Below are 16912 nucleotides of genomic sequence, written 5' to 3'. Positions count from 1 at the left end.
TTGCCCGTTGATTTTCGGCCATCGGAGGGCGGGATTTACCGAGTGTTCGACGGCCGTATCGGTGGACTGTTGTTCGGTGTCCGCGTTCGGCGGGGCGACGAGTCGGGAAACGGTGCTGCTGAGCCCTGAAGGTAGCCCGAAGCAAGGAATTGAGTTACCGCTCCGTAAACACATTGTGATGAGCCTCACTGTCGCTCCACGGCCAATCTCCGGTCGGCATATTCGAATGTTATAGACTCTCTTCGACTGCGAGTTGAGCCTGCTCACCGCGTTCTGCGGAAGCTCGGCAGGTGAATCCGCAGCCGCGTTGGAGCCCATTGGGGGATGGTGTGGCCTCGTTGAACGAACACCCGCATGACCTGCGACTTCTCGATACGCTGCTTCAGGATTCCTGTACGGGGCGTGGTGGCGTGGTCCTCATGAGCGGACCGGTGGGAGCGGGCAAGAGCACTCTCTTACAGAAATTTGACCAACGGGCCCGGGACGCCGGTGCGCTGGTTCTCAGCGCGACCGTCTCCCAGGCGGAGAAGAGACTCCCCTTCGAGGTCATGACGCAGCTCCTCCAGGACGTGGCGCTGCGACCGGACTGCCAGGAATTGATCCAACAGCAGATCGACACCGAGTTCTGCTCCGTCGTACTCACGGGTAAACCCGGCGAGGAGGACCGGGAGCGCACCTACGGCCAGATCGTCCGCACCGTCTGGCTCCTCCTGGAGCGGCTCTCCGACGAGCGGCCCGTGGTCATCACCATCGACGACGTCCAGCACGCGGACGGCATGTCCGCGCGGGCCCTGGTCTCCCTGGCCCGCCGGCTGCGCCACAGCCGGGTGCTGATGGTGTTCAGCGAACGGGGCCTGCCGCGGCGTCACGGCAGCGCCTTCCGTGCCGAGCTGCTCCGGCTGCCGCACGCCCGTCGCATCCGTCTCTCTCTCCTCGACCTGGAAGGGGTCCGGCGGCAACTGGCCGACGAGATCGGCGAGGAGGCAGCCGAGCGGCTTGCCGCCGACTGCCACGCCGCGACCGGGGGCAACCCGCTGCTGGTACGGGCGATGGCCGAGGACCACCGCAACTCCCTCGGGCCGCAGCCGAGGACCTCGCCCCGCGAGGCGTTCGAGGACGCCGTCCTGTCCTGCCTCTTCTGCGGGGACGCGGGCGTCCTCGACACCGCGCACGTCATCGCGGTGCTCGGCGACAAGAGCTCCGTCGAACTGGTGAGCGCCATGCTCGACCGCGACCGCCGCACGGTCATGGAGTACCTCCAGGTCCTCCAGGAGGCCGGCCTGGTCGAAGGCGCCCGCTTCCGCGACGCGACCGCCGAGCGCGCGGTGCTGCACCACATCGCCGCGCCCGAGCGGGCCCGGCTCAACCTCCGGATCGCCACGCTGCTGAGGCGCTCCGGCGCCCCCGCCGAGGAGGTCGTCGGTCATCTGCTGGAGGCCGGCTCGCCGCTGCCCTGGTGGGCCCCCGGGCTGCTGTCCGAGGAGGCCGAGGCCGCGCTGGTCCGGGCCCGCACCGAGTACGCCGTACGGTGCCTGAAACTCGCCCACGCCGTGACCGGCGAGGAAGACCGGGGCGCCGTCGCGGCCCTCCTCGCCGCCGCCGAGTGGCGCACCGATCCGACCGTGCCGCTGCGGCACGCGCCGGCCATGGCGGCCGCGCTGAGGCAGGGCCGACTGGACTGGCGCGACGGCGTGTTCCTGCTGCGGATGCTGCTGTGGCACGGACGTCTCGGCGAGGCGGAGGCAGTCCTCGACCTACTCGGCGCACTCCCGGAGCGCCGAGCCGCCACGCCCGACGAAGAACGGTTTCTGCACATCTGGCTGAGCTGTTTCTACCCCTCGCTGGCCAAAGCACCGGCCCAGCGGGACGACCAGCCGGCGCCCACCGGGGCGCCGGGCCAGTTCGACCCGTACCGCTCGGCCGCCGACATCCTGGACGCGGTCGTGTCCGGCCGGGTCGAGGAGAGCGCCGTCAGCCGTGCCGAACACCTCCTGCGCAACTGCCTGCTGACCGACTCGACCCTGGAACTCCTGCGCGCCGCCCTCACCGCCCTCATCGAGGGGAAGCGGCTGCGGGGGGCGGCGCGCCACTGCGACGCCCTGCTGGCCCGCGCCGCCCGGCACCGGGCGACCACCTGGCAGGCGGTGCTGTACAGCCTGCGGGCGGAGATCGCCCTGCGGGACGGCGACCCGCACCGGGCGGGCGAACAGGCGCGGGCCGCACTGGCCCGCGTACCGGCGGAGAAGTGGGGCGTGGCCGTCGGCGCTCCGCTCTCCGCCCTGCTGCGCGCCGCGACCGACGCGGGCGACGCCGAGGAGGCCGACCGGGTGCTGAGCACCCCGGTGCCGGAGGCGCTGTACGAGACCCGCTACGGCCTCGACTACCGCCAGGCACGCGGCTACCACCTCGCGGTCCTCGGGCGCCGGGAGGAGGCGGCAGACGACTTCGAGTCCTGCCGGGACCTGCTGTCGGCCTGGGGCCTGGACGCGCGGACCGGCCCCTTCCCGCGCCTCGACCCGCCCGGCCTCGCGGTCGTCCCGTCCGTCGGCGCGCCGCCCGGCAGCGTGGTCCCGCCGCGCCCCGAACCGGCACCAGCGACCGGGCGGCCCTGGGTGGTGCCGCGGCAGCCGACCGCCAAGAGCGTCCCCGCGACCCCGGCGTGGCTGCTGGGCGGCGACGCGACACCGGTCCGGCTCAGCAAGTCGGAGCGCCGGGTCGCCGAGCTCGCCGCGCACGGCCACACCAACCGCGAGATCTCCAGGAAGCTCTACGTCACGGTCAGCACCGTGGAGCAGCACCTCACCAGCACCTACCGGAAACTGGGGGTCCGCCGCCGCACCGAACTCGCCGCGCGGCTGGCGGCCCTGGAAGCACTGCGGACCTGACCCCGGATCAGGCCGAGAACAGCCGTCGGCCGAGCGCCGTCGTCAGCCCCCGCACCGCTCGTCGTAGTCGCGCTGATTGGTCTGGATCTCGTGCCGGTGGGCGAAGGCCCACCGGCCGAGCTCCGCGGCCGGCCGCAGCAGCGCGGCGCCCAGCGGCGTCAGCGCGTACTCCACCCGGGGCGGTACGGAGGGGTGCACGGTACGGCTGATCAGGCCGTCGCGCTCCAGGCGGCGCAGCGTGAACGTGAGCATGCGCTGCGAAATGCCGCGCGTGGCCCGCTGCAGCTCACCGAAGCGGAGCGGCCGGTCGAGGAGCTGGCCCATGACCGGCAGACTCCACCGGTCGCCCACCAGACCGAGGATCTCGTGGACCTCCCGGCACGCCTCCATGTCCTGCTCGGGGTCACCGGACCGGAAACCCTCCGGACCACCGGCGTCGAGGTCGTCGACCGCGTCCGTGCTCAGCTCGCCCTGCGCCCCCACTGACAGCCTCCTAGCCCGTGACATGCCGCTCGGTCCTCCACGGTACTGATCGTCACGACGGGCACCCATCGGAAACAGGCCACGGGACGCACGCGCGTCGGTGCCCCGGCCCCGGGGCACCGACGGCGCTCACCGTCCGAAGGCCAGCAGTACCAACCCCCTTTCGCGGGAGTCGGGATACACCGGCCAGTGCCCCGGCCGCACGAACAGCGTCCCGTCGGCCACGACGACTCCGCCGCCGTTGCCGGAGACCGCGCCGCCCCGGCCGGGCAGGCCGTTGACGCCGTCGAAGTCCCGCAGCGTGTCGTACTGCCACACGACCTCGCCGTTGTCCGCCCGGTAGGCGCGGACCTTGCCGTCCGTGCTCCCCTCGTAGACCAGGCCGGGAGTGGCGGAGACCGCCGAGACCAGAGCCGGGAAGCACACGTCCGGATGGGCGGCGGCGCCGCCGGTCGTACAGCCGTCGGCCGGGTTCGGTGACTCCCACAGCAGCTCGCCCGAGGCCGGGTCGAGGGCGAACAGGGTGCCCGGCTCGGCCCGGTTGGTGGCGACGTACAGCCGCCTGCCGTCGTAGGCGGCGCCCCACTGGATGCCCGACAGACCCATGTCACCGGGGCGCGGCACCGACAGCCGGCGCTGCCAGACGATCTCGCCCGTCCGGGCGTCCAGCACGTGGTAGACGCCGCTCTTCTGTCCGATGCCCACCAGCGGCCGGCCGTCGACGGTGAACAGGTTGGGATGGGCGCCGAGGTCGTAGTCCAGGGCCGTGCCGTCGGCGTTGCCCGGGCAGTACTCCGGCGGGGTGTTCGGCTGGTTGCAGAGCAGCCGCCAGGTGTCGGGGTGCGTCATCTGCCGGGTCCAGCGGACCGCGCCGGTCCCGGCGTCCAGGGCCAGCACCGAGTCGGTCTCGCCCTCGGTGCCGGTGTAGTTCTGGCCGGTGCCCACGTACACCGTGCCGGTGCGCGGGTCGACCGTGGGGGAGCTCCAGACGCTGCCGCCGGACGGCTCGTAGCGCTTCGCGCCGCTCGGCCACGTGCCCGCGGGGCGCGGCTCGGGCACCGTGTGGTGGCGCCACGCCAGGCTCCCGTCCGTGACGTCCAGCGCGTCGATGTGGCCGCGGAAGGTGCAGCACGCGTAGTCGGTGCCGCCGACGTTCTCGCCGCTGGAGACGCCGATGAACACCTTCCCCCGGTGGACGACGGGCGACCCCGTCAGCATCGCGGACGGGTGGCTGTCCAGGCGGGTCGTCCAGAGCAGCTCGCCGGTGGACCGGCGCACCGCGTACAGCCTGCCCTGCGTGTCACCGAAGACGATCCGCCCGCCCGACACCACCGGGCTGTTCCGCACCACCGCCTTCGCCGCGTCCGGCGCCGCAGAGGCCAGGGAGAACGTCCACAGCGTCCGTCCGCCGCGCGCGTCCAACGCGTACAGGCGGCCGTCGGGGCCGCCGACGTACACCGAGCCGCCCACCACCGCGGGCTGGCCCTGGGGCACCGCGCCGGACACGTACGGGAAGGCGAAGGACCACTTCAGGCGCAGTCCGCCCACGGTGTGCGGGGTGATGGAGCGCTCCGCACCGTTGTAGCGGGAGCCTGCGAGGTCCTTCTGGAAGGACGGCCAGTCGCCGCCGCCCCGCGACGCGCCCGGCGTGTCGGCGGCGGTCACCGTGGCGGCGGCCACCACCACCACACAGGCGACGGCGGCGGCCCGCAGCCGGGCCCACCGCCGGCGCGGGACCACGGGGCTCACCGCGCGCCCCGCTTCTCATGGACGCCGGTGTCTTCTCGTACGGCGGTGGCGAAGAGGAAGCTGCCCGGTCCCGACAGGTCCCGGACGGCCATCCCGGCCTCCTCCAGCATCCCGCGCAGCGCGTCGGGTTCGAACACGATCACTCCCTGCGTATGGGTCTGGAAGTACCGGTAGAGCGGGTCGGCGGCCGGCCGGAAGGTCAGCAGCGTGAAGGTGCCACCGGGGCGCAGACATCGGCCCACCTCGGCGATCGCGGCGGCCGCGTCGGGCACCGCCTGGAGCGCGTTCCAGCAGTTCACCGCGGACAGGGAGGCATCCGCGAAGGGCAGCGCCAGCGCCCCGGCCCGGACCGTGGTCAGCCGGGGCAGGGAGGAGGAGAGCCGCTCCAGCATCGCGCCGGAGAGGTCCAGCGCGATCACCCGGTCCCGGCCCACCACACCGGCCAGCACCGAGGTCCAGCGGCCCGTGCCGGCTGCCAGGTCCAGCACCGGGGCGTCCTCGTCCGCCGGACGCACCCGCTCGGCCAGGTAGCGGTCCTCGTCGGCGACCGACACCGCCCCGGCCCAGTTCTCGCCCATCAGCCGCAGGAACGCCGGCCGCAGCGCGTTGTCGTAGCGCAGCGGCACGTTGCGGATCATCGCCGCGGTCTTGTCGCCGACCCCGCACGACAGGTCGAGGGCGGTGCCCGACCAGGGATGGGCCGCGCCGCAGCCGGTGCACCGGGCGCCCTCCGGGCCGAACGCGAGTTCCTCGAGGCAGGTCGGACAGCGCAGCGCGGCGGCCTTCGCGGCGGACGGGAGGGTCCGGTGGGCCGCCCGCCGTTCCTCCTCCGGGGCCACGGGCAGCGCCGGCCCGGGCTCGGGGCGGTAGCCGTCCCAGCCGTGCTCCGCCGCCCACAGCGCCTTCGCCCCGGCGTACGACAGCAGCGACCGGGTGTCGTTCTCCCAGAGCGCCGTGACCTGGCCGGCGGGGAGTCCCTTGACCCAGGCCCGGTCCAGTTCCCGTTCCTCCGCGCTCAGTTCCCAGGCGGCGGGGGACGGCCACACCCGTCCCAGGGCCGGGTCGGCCGGGTCGGGCGGGGCGAGGAGGCGCTCGAGCCGGGCCAGGTCCCCGGTGTCCAGCGGAAGTCCGGCGGCGGCGTCCAGGACGGCCGCCCGGTCCGCCGGGAAGTGGCCGAGCAGGTACAGCAGCGCGGCCGTCGCCGCCCCGTCGCCGCCGGACCGCCGCAGCGCCGGCAGGAAGACGGGGAGGCCCCGCCGGACCGCCTCGTGCGTGAGTTCCGTGTCCGTTTGCCTTCCCGGTCCCGGTCCCGGTGCCGTTCCCGGTCCCGGTCCCGTTCCGGGTCCCGTCTCCGTCTCCGTCTCCGCGAGAAGTCCCAGGAGTACGGCGAGGTGCGGCCGGTGTGCGGGACCGGCCGTTTCGAAGGCGGCGATCAGCGCGGGCACGGCCTCGGCGGACCCCGGCAGCGCCGTGCCCGCCTCCCACACCGTGCCCGCCAGCCGGCGGAACGCCGTGCCGTCGGCCCGCGGAGGCCGCCCGCCGAGGTACGCGTCGAGCGCCGTACGCACGTCCGGGGCGAGATCCATGAGAGTGCCTTTCTGGTCGTGCGTGGTCATCCGTCGTACGTCCGGTACGGCCCCGCGGGCCTGATCACTCGGCCACGTAGGTGCAGCGCGTCCAGTCGAAGACGACCAGCTCGTGCTCACCGTGGCGCTCGGTCCGGCCGGAGGACACGTAGTGCTCGTAGCGGTGGCCCCGGAAGATCTTCACGGTGTCGTCGAGGTCGGTGACGTGGCGGATGCGTTCGTGCTCGGGGATCTCGTCGATGGGGCCGCCGTACAGGATCACGTTCGGCGGTAGCGGCTGCAGGGACATGACGCCTCGATTCCTCTCTCGGATGCGGTGGTCGTGCGCGGTGGTTCGAGTGCTGTGATGGGGGTGTCGTGGTCGGATGCGGTGGCGGCCTCAGCGGGCCTGCCAGCGGGGTGGGCGCTTGTCGACGAAGGAACGCGGCCCCTCCAGGGCGTCGGCGCTGTGCATGCGCCGCTCCTCCCAGACGTAACGGGTGTCGAACGCCTGGTCGAGCGGCAGCCCGTAGGAGACGGCGGCGGCCTCCTTGACGGCGCGCACCGCCAGCGGCGCGCAGCGGAGCAGGTCCTCGACCCAGCCGTCGACCGCCTCGTCCAGCCGCCCGGCCGGCACGACCTCGTTGACCAGCCCCAGTTCATGGGCGCGTACGGCGGCCAGGCGGCGCCCCGTCATCAGGTGCCCGAGCGCCGTCCGGTAGGGGAGCTGCCGGGTGAGCCGGAAGACGCCGCCCGCCCCGGCGATCAGTCCGAGGCGCGCCTCGGGCAGCCCGAACTCGGCGTGCTCGGCGGCGATCACCAGGTCGCAGGCGAGCGCCAGCTCGAAACCGCCGCCGAGCGCATAGCCGTTGACCCGGGCGACCACCGGCTTGGGGAACGCGAACCGCTCCGTCAGCCGCGGCCAGCCCGGCTTGCCCCGGCTGCCGAACGTCGACGGTTCCGCGGTCCCCGCCTCGGTGCGCGCCACCAGCTCCTTCAGGTCCTGACCGACGCTGAACGCCCGGTCCCCGGCGCCGGTGAGCACCACCACCCACACGGCGTCGTCGGCCTCGACGGCGTCCCAGATCCCGGCCAGTTCCTCGTGCGTGCGCAGGTCCATCGCGTTGAGCACCTCGGGCCGGTCCAGCGTGACCCGGGCGACGCGGCCCTCCTTCTCGTAGCGGACGCGTGGTGTCACGGCCGGTCCCAGGGGGCGGGCAGGGCGCCGGAGCGCACGGTCAGCCACTGCCACTGGGTGAACTCGTCCCAGCTCTGCTCGGCGCCGTGCCGGCTGCCGTTGCCCGACAGTCCGCGACCGCCGAACGGCACATGGGCGTTGTCGTCGACCGTCTGGTCGTTGACGTGCACGATGCCGGTGCGCAGCCGGCCCGCCAGCGCAAGGCCGCGCTCCGCCGACCCGGTCTGCACCGCCGCGGACAGGCCGTACGCCGTCCGGTTGGCGACGGCGACCGCCTCCTCCTCGTCGGCGACCACGATCACCGGCGCCACCGGGCCGAAGATCTCCTCGGTGAACGCGGGCATGTCCGCGCGCACCCCGGTCAGCACCGTCGGCCGGTGGAACAGGCCGTCGGCGTCCCCGCCGCAGCGGATCCGGGCCCCGGCCGCCACCGACTCCCCGACGATCGACCGCACACGCGCCAGCTGCGCCTCGTCGATCAGCGGCCCCAGGTGCACGTCCTGTGCCCAGGGGTCCCCCACGGTCAGCTTCTCCGCGTGCGCGGCCAGCCGGTCCACGTACGCGTCCGCGACCGACGCGAGCACGATGTGCCGCCCGGCCGTCATGCACACCTGGCCCTGGTGGAAGAAGGACGCCCACGCGCCCGACGACGCGGCCGCCTCCAGGTCCGCGTCGTCCAGCACCACGTAGGCGTTGTTGCCGCCCAGCTCCAGCGACATCCGCTTGAGTCCGCGCCCGGCCGCCTCGCCCACCGCGCGGCCCACCGCGGACGACCCCGTGAACGCGATCATCGCGACGTCGGTGTCCGTCACCAGCGCCCGCCCCGGCTCCGCGTCGCCGGGCAGCACGTGCAGCACCCCGGCCGGCAGTCCGGCCCGCTCGAAGAGGGCCGCCACCACGTGCCCGCCGGAGACGGGCGTGCGCGGATCGGGCTTCAGCACCACCGCGTTGCCCAGCGCCAGCGCCGGGGCCACCGCCCGCATGCCCAGCAGCAGCGGGAAGTTCCACGGACTGATCACCCCGACCACGCCCAGCGGCACCCGCCGCGCCAGGCTGTGCCGGTCCGGGCCGTCCGGCAGCAACTGCCCGTACGGCCGGAGGGGCAGAGCAGCGGCGGCCCACAGTTCGTCCACGACGGACCCGGCCTCGGCCCGGGCCTTGGCACGGACCGCGCCGCCCTCCCGGACCAGCCACGCCACGACGTCCTCCGTGGCGTCCTCCAGCAGCCGCGCCGCCCGCCGCAGTACCCGCGCGCGGTCGGCCGGAGCGGTCCCGGCCCAGGCCGGCTGCGCCTTGGCGGCGGCCCGGACGGCGGCCCGCACGTCCGCCGCGCCGGCCCGGCCCGTGACCGCCAGCCGCTGCCCGGTGGCCGGTTCGACGACCTCCAGGACACCGCCGGACGGGGCGTACCAGCCGCCGCCGAACACCTTCCCGTGCGCGGCGGCCGTGTCGACGAGCCGGGTCATCGCCGTCCTGCCTTCCCCGCGGACGCGCGGTCCGCGTGTCCGTTCACCGGTACGTCGACCAGCAGCGGCCCTTCCCGGGTCGCCGCCTTGGCGACGGTCTCCGTCAGTTCGGCGAGGGTGGCCGCCCGTGTCGCGGGAACCCCGAAGAACTCCGCCGCGCGCGTGAAGTCGCCGCGCCCGTCGAAGAGTTCGAGCCCCGGGTAGGTGCCGGCCCGGCTCGCCCGGGAGTCCCATGCGTCCAGCGTCTCCTTGAGGGTGCGGTACTCGCCGTTGTTCATGACCAGGAACGTCACCGGTACGCCGTACCGTGCGGCGCTCCACAGTCCCTGCAGGCCGAACAGCGCGCAGCCGTCGCCGAGCACCGCCACCACCGGCCGGCCCCCGGCGCCCAGGGCGGTGCCGGTCGCCCCGCCGATCCCGGAGCCCAGCCCGCCGCCCACGGTGTGCACGAACGACCCCGGCCGGGTCTGCCGCAGCACCCGGCGCAGCAGCACTCCGGACGTGATCGCCTCCTCCACCAGCACCGCCTCCTCGGGCAACCCCGCGGCCACCGCGTGCACCGCGGCCAATGGGTCGAACGGCGCGGGCCCGTAGGCGGCGCGCGCCTCCTCGTCGACCGCGCGGCGCCGGGCGGCGATCCGGGCGGTGATGTCGCGGGTCCGGTCCGCGGCCGCGCGGGCAAGGGCCTCGGGACCGGTGTCCGGCTCGCGCAACCGCTCCGCCAGCGCGCGCAGGCTCGGCCCGATCGCGCCCACCAGACCCACGTGCACGGGGAAGGTGCGGCCCAACTCGGCCTGGTCGGTGTCCAACTGCACCACCCGGGTGCCCTCCGGGATCGCCGGCCCCGCACTGTAGTGGTGCGGTGTGAACGCGTGGCAGCCGACGATCAGCACCACGTCGTGGCCGGTCAGCGCCTCCCGCACGGACGCGTTGACCGGCGCCGGCACCCCCGCGTACAGCGGGTGCGCGGTCGGGAAGTCGAGCCAGTCGTTCATCGGCTGGTGCCACACCACCGCGCCCAGCTCCTCCGCGACGGCCACCAGTTCGGCGACCGCCCCGTCCCGGCCCACACCGTCGCCCGCCACCACCGCGGGCCGCTCGGCCGACGCCAGCAGCCGGGCCGCCTCCGCCACCCCCGCCGCGACGCCCGGCGCCACCGGCGCCGACACCCGGGGCACCTCCACCGGACCGGACTCGGCCAGCAGGTCCATCGGCACCGACAGGAACACCGGCCCCGCCGGCGGCTGCACGGCGAGCCGGAACGCCCGGCGCAGCAGGACCGGCAGATCGTCGGCGTGCTGCACGTCGAAGGTGTGCTTGACCGCCGCGCGCGCCAGTCCCACCAGGTCCCCGGAGAGCATCGGGTCCTGCACCAGGTGACGCCGGTCCTGCTGGCCCGCGGTCACCACCAGCGGCGTCCGCGACCGGCTCGCGTTCAACAGGCCCACCAGGCCGTTGGCCAGACCGCCCGCCGCGTGCAGGCTCACGAACGCCGGCCGGCCGGTGGCCCGCGCGTACCCGTCGGCCATCGCCACCACCGACGCCTCCTGCACACCGAGGACGTACGCGATGTCCTCCGCGCCCACCAGCGCGTCCAGGAAGGGCAGTTCGGTGGTGCCCGGATTGCCGAACACCCGGTCCACGCCCTCCTCGCGCAGCACGGCCAGCAGCGCCTCGACCGGTGTCACCCCCGCACCCCGTCCGTCCCGGACCACGACCGGCCCACCTTCGCCAGCACGTCCTCGCTGTACAGCCGCAGCCCCTGGGTGAAGGCGAACTCCGCCATGTAGCCCCGGAACGCCTCCTCGGGCTCCTCCGCCACGTGCAGCATCCGCCGGTTGCCGACCACCGCGTCCGCCGCCAGCTCCGCCGCACCCCGTTCCAGCGCCGCTCCCACGTCCTGCGGTTCGACCACCTCGTCGCAGATCAGCAGCCCCTCGGCGGACGACGCGCGCAGCCGCTGCCCGCCCAGCAACACCCGCCGCGCGGTACGCGCCCCCGTGATCCGGGTCAGCCGCAGATTGCCCGCGCCGGGCACGATGCCCTCCTGCGCGGCCGGCAGACTGAACCAGGCGTCCGCACCGGCCACCACCCGGTCGAGGACCAGCAGCACCTGCATCCCGCCGCCGATGGCGAAGGCGTCCACGCCCGCCGCCCACGGCTTCTGCACCGACAGGTTCGGCCACGCCGCCGGACCGTCCTTGGGCACCAGGCCGCGCACCAGCTTGCTGATGTAGCCCAGCTCCCGGCCGAGCAGGAAGTCCACGTAAGAGATGAGCCCCTGGTGGAGGTGCTTGAGGTTGATGCCGGCGCTGAACACCCTCCGCCCGGCGTACCGCGGATGGGTCATCTCCGCCCCGCGCAGCGCTCCCACCCGCACGTCGTCGTCGAGCAGCGCCAGGTCCACGGCCGTCTCCAGGTCGACGGTGAGACCGTTGTCCTCCGCGTTGAGGCAGTGGGTGTTGGCGAGCGTCACGTACGCCACCCCGTCGCGGCGGGCGACCCGCACCGCGCCGAGGTCGAGGGAGCCCTGCCGCCGGAACTCCGGCAGCAGGGACACCGCCCGCGCGGTGGGCCGGCGCATCGACTCGAGCAGATGGGCGCCCGGCCCGGGCAGGCTCAGCACCGCTCGGAAGAAGATCGCCTGGTCGATCTCCCGGCCCTCCTTGTGCGCCTGCGGCCCCGCCGCCTCCGCGGCCAGCTGCGCCTTGTCCGGCACCAGCCCCGGCACCCGGTCGGCCGCGGCTTGGGCCAGCTCGCCGATCCGCAGGGGAACCGTGCGACCCGCGGTCAGCTCGTCGTAGAGCCGGGTGGCGTGCGCCGCCATGAACCGGGCCCGCAGCCAGCGGCACGACCGGTGCACCGCGTCCGCCCGCGCCTGCTGCTCCGGGGAGCGGTCCGGCTTCGGCCCCAGACCCGCCAGCACCTCCTCGCCCCGCTCGGCGTGGCCGGTCAGCGCCGCCGAGTCCGCGCGGAAGTCACCGGTCGGCACGGGCGGGTCGGGGAGAGCGGCAGGGGTGCGCTCGGGGGCGCCGGTGCGCACCGGATCCGCCGTCGTCATGGGAGGGGCTCCTCTCGGAGGAAGGGGTGGGGGCATACGCGGTGTGCGGGCTCTACGGGGCTCAGCCGGCCGGGGCTTCCCGCACGGCGGTCCGGTCCGACCGGCGCAGGGCGCGGTCGCAGGCCGCGAGATGGGTACCGAGGGCGTCCTCGAAGCTGGTGGCGGCGGCATCCAGCAACAGCCGCCGCCGAATCGCGAGTTCGGTCCCGGCGAAGTCCCTCGCCCGGGCCAGGCGCTCCGCCGTGACGGCTGCCACCGTCTCCGTGACCTCGTCGACCAGACCCACCTCGGCCGCCCGCTCCGCCGACAGCGCGGTGCCGAACAGCACCAGGCTGCGGGCCCGGGCCACTCCGAGCTGGTTGGCCAGCCGGTACACCAGCATGCCCGGCCACGGCTCGCCCGCCGAGAACGGCAGCGTCAGCCGCAGATCCGGCCCGGCGATCCGGTAGTCGCACGACAGCAGCACCTCCACCGCCGGGCCGGAGCAGTCCCCGGAGACCACCGCGACGGTCGCCGTCTCCAGGCGCTCCAGCCGGCGCAGCGCCCGCTCCCACTTGTTCACCAGGTGCACCGCGACGCCGTCCGTGGCCGGAGGCGTCCCGTCGTCCGGCCCGCCGCCCAGGTGCACCACCACCGGTTCGTCCCCGAGCTCCTCGGCCCGGTCGCACACCTCCTGGACGGCGGCGACGAGCTCGGGCGTCAGCGGCCGGCTGCCGGGAACTTCGAGGTGGACGCCGGGCCGGTGGGCCGGCGCGGCCACGCTGTCGACAGAAGACATGGTTCTGCTGTCCTCACTTCTGGAGTCGTCACTTCTGGTGTCGTCGCTTCTGGTGTCGTCGCTTCGGGCGTCATTGCTTCTGGTGTCTTCGGAGAACGCCTCGGGAGCCGTCGGCACACGCTGCCGTCACTGGCGCGGCGTCAGTACCTGAGCAAGGCCGTCTCGATGGTCGAGCCCGGCCCCATCGTCATGAACACCCCGTAGTCACCGCGGCGGACCACCCCGGAGTCGAGGAGCCGTTCGTAGGAGAAGAGGAAGGAGCCACTGGAGAGATTGCCGTAGTCCCGCAGCACGCCGGTGGTGTGCCGGACGTCGTGCCGGGTCAGGCCGAGATTGACCATCACCGAGTCGATGACCTTCTTGCCGCCCGAGTGGACCACCCAGTGCTCGATGTCGCTGCGCCGCAGCGACGTGCCCGCCAGCAGCCGCCCGACCACTTCCTCGGCGTGCGCGCCGACGACATACGGCACGTCCCGGTCGAGGAAGAAGCTGAACTTGTTCTGGTCGTCGTCCCAGTCGTAGCGCATCGCCCCGATCGCCTCGGGAATGATGCAGCTCGCGAACTTCAGTACCTCGGGACCCCGGGACCCCTCGGCCTTCCCGGCGTCCTCGCCCCAGGGTTCGCCCGCGACGACCGCCACGGCCGCCGACCCGTCGCCGAAGAGACTGTTGACGACGGAGGTGCGCATCGTGCCGTCGAAGACGTACGCCGCCGAGCACGCCTCCACGCACACCATGAGCGCCAGCTCGCCCGGGTGCGCGGCGGCCCACCCGACGACGCTGTTCAGGCCGTTCAGCCCGGCGTTGCAGCCCATGCCGACCACGTCGAGACGGCTGGTGGACGGGTTCAGTCCCAGCTCCTTGATGAGCATGGCGCTGAAGCCCGGCGTGAGGAAACCGGTGGACGTCACACAGCACAGGTGACGCACGTCGTCGAGGGTCGCGCCCGTGTTCTTCAGACACTCCTGGAGCGCCCGGGCACCCATGTCGACACCGGATTCCCGGTGCTTCCGCAACAACTCGCCCTGGCTCTCCATATGCCGGCCGCCGCCGTCCTCGCGTTCCGGTGGCAACCGCAGAAAGCGACGCTCTATCGCACTGTTCAGGAATACCGACCTTACGCGCGGATCGTCGATCGCGAATATGTCGAGTATTTCCCGCTGGGAATAGGAATCCGACGGGACCGCCGTGCCCACCCCTATGAGCCTCGGTGAGTTCGGCAGCAGGGGAAGATCGTCCACGGGCAGTACGGACTCCCGCAACGCGGTGTCGTACGGAGAAACGAGGGCCTCGGTCAATGTCCGCTCCGGGTGAGAAAACCGTCGGACCGCGGTTCGCCGCCGTTGCCGGCCGGAGTCCGTTGAACGGTGATGGATGGTCGGGTGAGGTCAGGCTCGGCGCCGGGCGTTCCGCGCAGCGTCGTACGGATCGCCTCGGCCACCTCCCGGGCGAGCTCGGCCAGGTAGAAGTGACCGCCGGGGAACACCCGCATCGAGAACCCGCCGGTGGTGTGGACCGCCCAGCCCTCCGCCTCGGCGACGGAGACCCGCGGGTCGTGATCCCCGGTCAGCACCGTCACCGGACAGGCCACTGCCGCGCCCTCGACGGCGCGGTACGTCTCCACGGCCCGGTAGTCGGCGCGCAACGCGGGCAGCGCGAAGGACAGCAGCTCCGGGTCGTCCAGGATCCGCGCGTCCGTACCGCCCACCGCCCGGATCTCATCGAGGATGCCCTGGTCGTCCCGTAGGTGCACCGTGTCGGCGCGCAGGCACGAAGGCGCCGGGCGCCCCGAGGCGAACAGCACCGACGGAGCCGCGCCCCGGGTCTGGAGTCGGCGGGCCGTCTCGAAGGCGACCAGCGACCCCATGCTGTGCCCGAACAGCGCGAACGGCCGTCCGTCCGACCGTGCTCCGAGCGCCTGGGCCACCGCGTCGGCGAGGGCGTGCACATCGTCGACGCACGGCTCGTGCCGCCGGTTCTGCCGACCCGGGTACTGCACGGCCAGCACCTCGGCGTCCGGTGCGAGCGCACCGGCGAGCGGGAAGAAGAAGCTCGCCGAACCACCGGCGTGGGGAAAACAGACGAGACGCACGGGCGCCCGCGGCTCCGGTGAGAACCTGATGATCCACTCATCGGCGTCGGTCACGCGGCCTTACCTCCGGATCGTCGCTCGGCTGGGAGTTGACGGAATCCGACGGCTCAAGGCTGCTGGTCCGGACCCCTACCGGGCAACCCCTAGAAAATCCCCAGGGGTGAGGCTTAGGGGTACGTATTAGGGGGGTCGGTTCGTTAGCGTTCCAGGCATTCCCTGTGCGTCTCACTCTTCCTCTTCCGCGTGACCCGACCCAAGGTGTGGAATGAGCAGCAGCAACGAGGAAAAGGTCGTCGAGTACCTCAAGAAAGTCACCGCCGATCTGCAGCGAACGCGGCTGCGGGTGCGGGAACTGGAGGCGGACGACAACGAACCCGTCGCCATCGTCGGTATGAGCTGCCGGCTCCCCGGCGGGGTCACGTCCCCGGAAGAACTGTGGGCCCTCGTCGCCGACGGCCGCGACGCCGTCACCGGTTTCCCCGCCGACCGGGGCTGGAACACCGAGGAACTCTACGATCCTGACCCCGACGCTCCCGGCAAGACCTACGTCCGGGGCGGCGGGTTCCTGCACGACGCGGCCGGTTTCGACGCCGGGTTCTTCGGGATCTCGCCGCGTGAGGCGCTGGCGATGGATCCGCAGCAGCGGCTGCTCCTGGAAACCTCCTGGGAGGCGATGGAGAACGCCGGCATCAGCCCCGCCTCGCTGCGCGGCAGTCGGACCGGTGTCTTCGTCGGCATCGGCGGCCCCGACTACGCGTCGCTGCTCGCCGACGCGGCCCCCGAACTGGAGGGCTACCTGATCACCGGCAACGCCGCGAGCGTGGCGTCCGGTCGCATCTCCTACACGTTCGGTCTCGAAGGTCCGGCGCTCACCGTGGACACGGCGTGCTCGTCCTCGCTGGTCGCGCTCCACCTCGCCGCCCAGTCCCTGCGCAAGGGCGAGTGCACCGCCGCCCTCGTCGGCGGTGCGATGGTGCTCGCCACCCCCGAGGGCATGACCACGTTCTCTCGGCAGCGGGGGCTGGCGGCGGACGGCCGTTGCAAGGCGTTCGGCGAGGACGCGGACGGTTTCGGGATGGGCGAGGGCGTCGGCATGCTCCTGGTGGAGCGGTTGTCGGACGCGCGGCGCAACGGGCACCGGGTGCTGGCGGTGGTGCGGGGCAGCGCGGTCAACCAGGACGGCGCGAGCAGCGGTCTCACGGCACCGAACGGCCCGTCCCAGGTTCGGGTGATCCGCCAGGCCCTCGCCGACGCCCGACTGGAGCCCGGAGACATCGACGCCGTGGAGGCCCACGGCACCGGTACGGCCCTCGGCGACCCCATCGAGGCGCAGGCCCTCCTGGACGTCTACGGCCCGGGGCGCCCGGCCGACGGGCCTCTGTGGCTGGGTTCGCTGAAGTCGAACATCGGGCATGCGCAGGCGGCTGCTGGGGTGGCCGGCGTGATCAAGATGGTGATGGCGTTGCGGCATGAGGTGTTGCCGCGGACGTTGCATGTCGGGTTGCCGTCGAGTCGGGTGGACTGGGCGTCGGGTGCGGTGGAGCTGCTCAGGGACGAGAGGGCTTGGCCGGCTGTTGAGGGTCGGGTGCGGCGGGCGGGTGTGTCGTCGTTCGGTGTGTCGGGGACGAATGCGCA

At 73.3% G+C, this 16912-nt stretch carries 13 protein-coding genes; 2 read left to right on the top strand and 11 right to left on the bottom strand.

Translation table 11 applies throughout. The features are described from left to right. The first annotated feature begins 290 nt into the window (after positions 1–290). A complete protein-coding gene (locus ACIGO6_RS40265) occupies positions 291–2885 on the top strand; it encodes an AAA family ATPase (RefSeq protein WP_399885541.1) in 2595 nt (864 codons plus the stop codon). Positions 2886–2927: 42 nt separating this feature from the next. On the opposite strand, the gene ACIGO6_RS40260 is transcribed toward ACIGO6_RS40265, so the two are convergent. The 11 genes from ACIGO6_RS40260 to ACIGO6_RS40210 all read right to left on the bottom strand — a co-directional run bounded on the left by ACIGO6_RS40260 (position 2928) and on the right by ACIGO6_RS40210 (position 15331). Beyond that, positions 2928–3368 carry a winged helix-turn-helix transcriptional regulator gene (locus tag ACIGO6_RS40260; protein WP_399885539.1) on the bottom strand — a complete coding sequence of 147 codons (441 nt, stop codon included), beginning with the start codon at positions 3366–3368 and terminating at the stop codon, positions 2928–2930. 129 nt (positions 3369–3497) lie between these two features. Continuing rightward, positions 3498–5117 carry a PQQ-binding-like beta-propeller repeat protein gene (locus tag ACIGO6_RS40255; protein WP_399885537.1) on the bottom strand — a complete coding sequence of 540 codons (1620 nt, stop codon included), beginning with the start codon at positions 5115–5117 and terminating at the stop codon, positions 3498–3500. Beyond that, entirely contained in the window at positions 5114–6703 is a 1590-nt protein-coding gene (locus tag ACIGO6_RS40250) for a methyltransferase domain-containing protein (protein WP_399885535.1), read from the bottom strand. The genes ACIGO6_RS40255 and ACIGO6_RS40250 overlap by 4 nt, the downstream gene beginning before the upstream one ends. Before the next feature lie 64 nt (positions 6704–6767). After that, positions 6768–6992, bottom strand: coding sequence for a DUF5988 family protein (locus tag ACIGO6_RS40245; protein ID WP_399885533.1), 225 nt, complete (start codon positions 6990–6992; stop codon positions 6768–6770). 90 nt (positions 6993–7082) lie between these two features. Further along, entirely contained in the window at positions 7083–7880 is a 798-nt protein-coding gene (gene dpgD / locus ACIGO6_RS40240; RefSeq protein ID WP_399885531.1) for an enoyl-CoA-hydratase DpgD, read from the bottom strand. Then, entirely contained in the window at positions 7877–9346 is a 1470-nt protein-coding gene (locus ACIGO6_RS40235; protein WP_399885529.1) for an aldehyde dehydrogenase family protein, read from the bottom strand. Before ACIGO6_RS40235 ends, dpgD begins: the two co-directional genes overlap by 4 nt. Beyond that, positions 9343–11061 (bottom strand): thiamine pyrophosphate-binding protein, encoded by a 1719-nt coding sequence (locus tag ACIGO6_RS40230; protein ID WP_399885527.1) that lies wholly within the window; start codon positions 11059–11061, stop codon positions 9343–9345. The genes ACIGO6_RS40235 and ACIGO6_RS40230 overlap by 4 nt, the downstream gene beginning before the upstream one ends. After that, positions 11031–12407, bottom strand: a complete 1377-nt coding sequence (dpgC, locus tag ACIGO6_RS40225; protein ID WP_399885525.1) for a (3,5-dihydroxyphenyl)acetyl-CoA 1,2-dioxygenase DpgC — start codon at positions 12405–12407, stop codon at positions 11031–11033. Before dpgC ends, ACIGO6_RS40230 begins: the two co-directional genes overlap by 31 nt. 61 nt (positions 12408–12468) lie before the next feature. Next, complete coding sequence (dpgB, locus tag ACIGO6_RS40220) at positions 12469–13185, bottom strand: enoyl-CoA-hydratase DpgB (RefSeq protein WP_399885523.1); 717 nt, start codon at positions 13183–13185, stop codon at positions 12469–12471. A gap of 140 nt (positions 13186–13325) precedes the next feature. Beyond that, positions 13326–14447: a 3,5-dihydroxyphenylacetyl-CoA synthase DpgA gene (dpgA, locus tag ACIGO6_RS40215; protein ID WP_399885571.1), complete on the bottom strand. Its 1122-nt coding sequence runs from the start codon at positions 14445–14447 to the stop codon at positions 13326–13328. A 32-nt stretch (positions 14448–14479) separates the two neighbouring features. Then, complete coding sequence (locus ACIGO6_RS40210) at positions 14480–15331, bottom strand: thioesterase II family protein (protein ID WP_399885521.1); 852 nt, start codon at positions 15329–15331, stop codon at positions 14480–14482. A 211-nt stretch (positions 15332–15542) separates the two neighbouring features. Between ACIGO6_RS40210 and ACIGO6_RS40205 the strand changes: the two genes are divergently transcribed. Beyond that, positions 15543–16912: type I polyketide synthase (locus ACIGO6_RS40205; protein WP_399885519.1), on the top strand; the 1370-nt coding region annotated here is incomplete at its 3' end.

This window comes from Streptomyces sp. NPDC053750 (genome assembly GCF_044544295.1).
Classification (GTDB): domain Bacteria; phylum Actinomycetota; class Actinomycetes; order Streptomycetales; family Streptomycetaceae; genus Streptomyces.
Note: the sequence above shows the minus strand (reverse complement) of the source record. Positions and strands in the feature narration are given on the sequence as shown.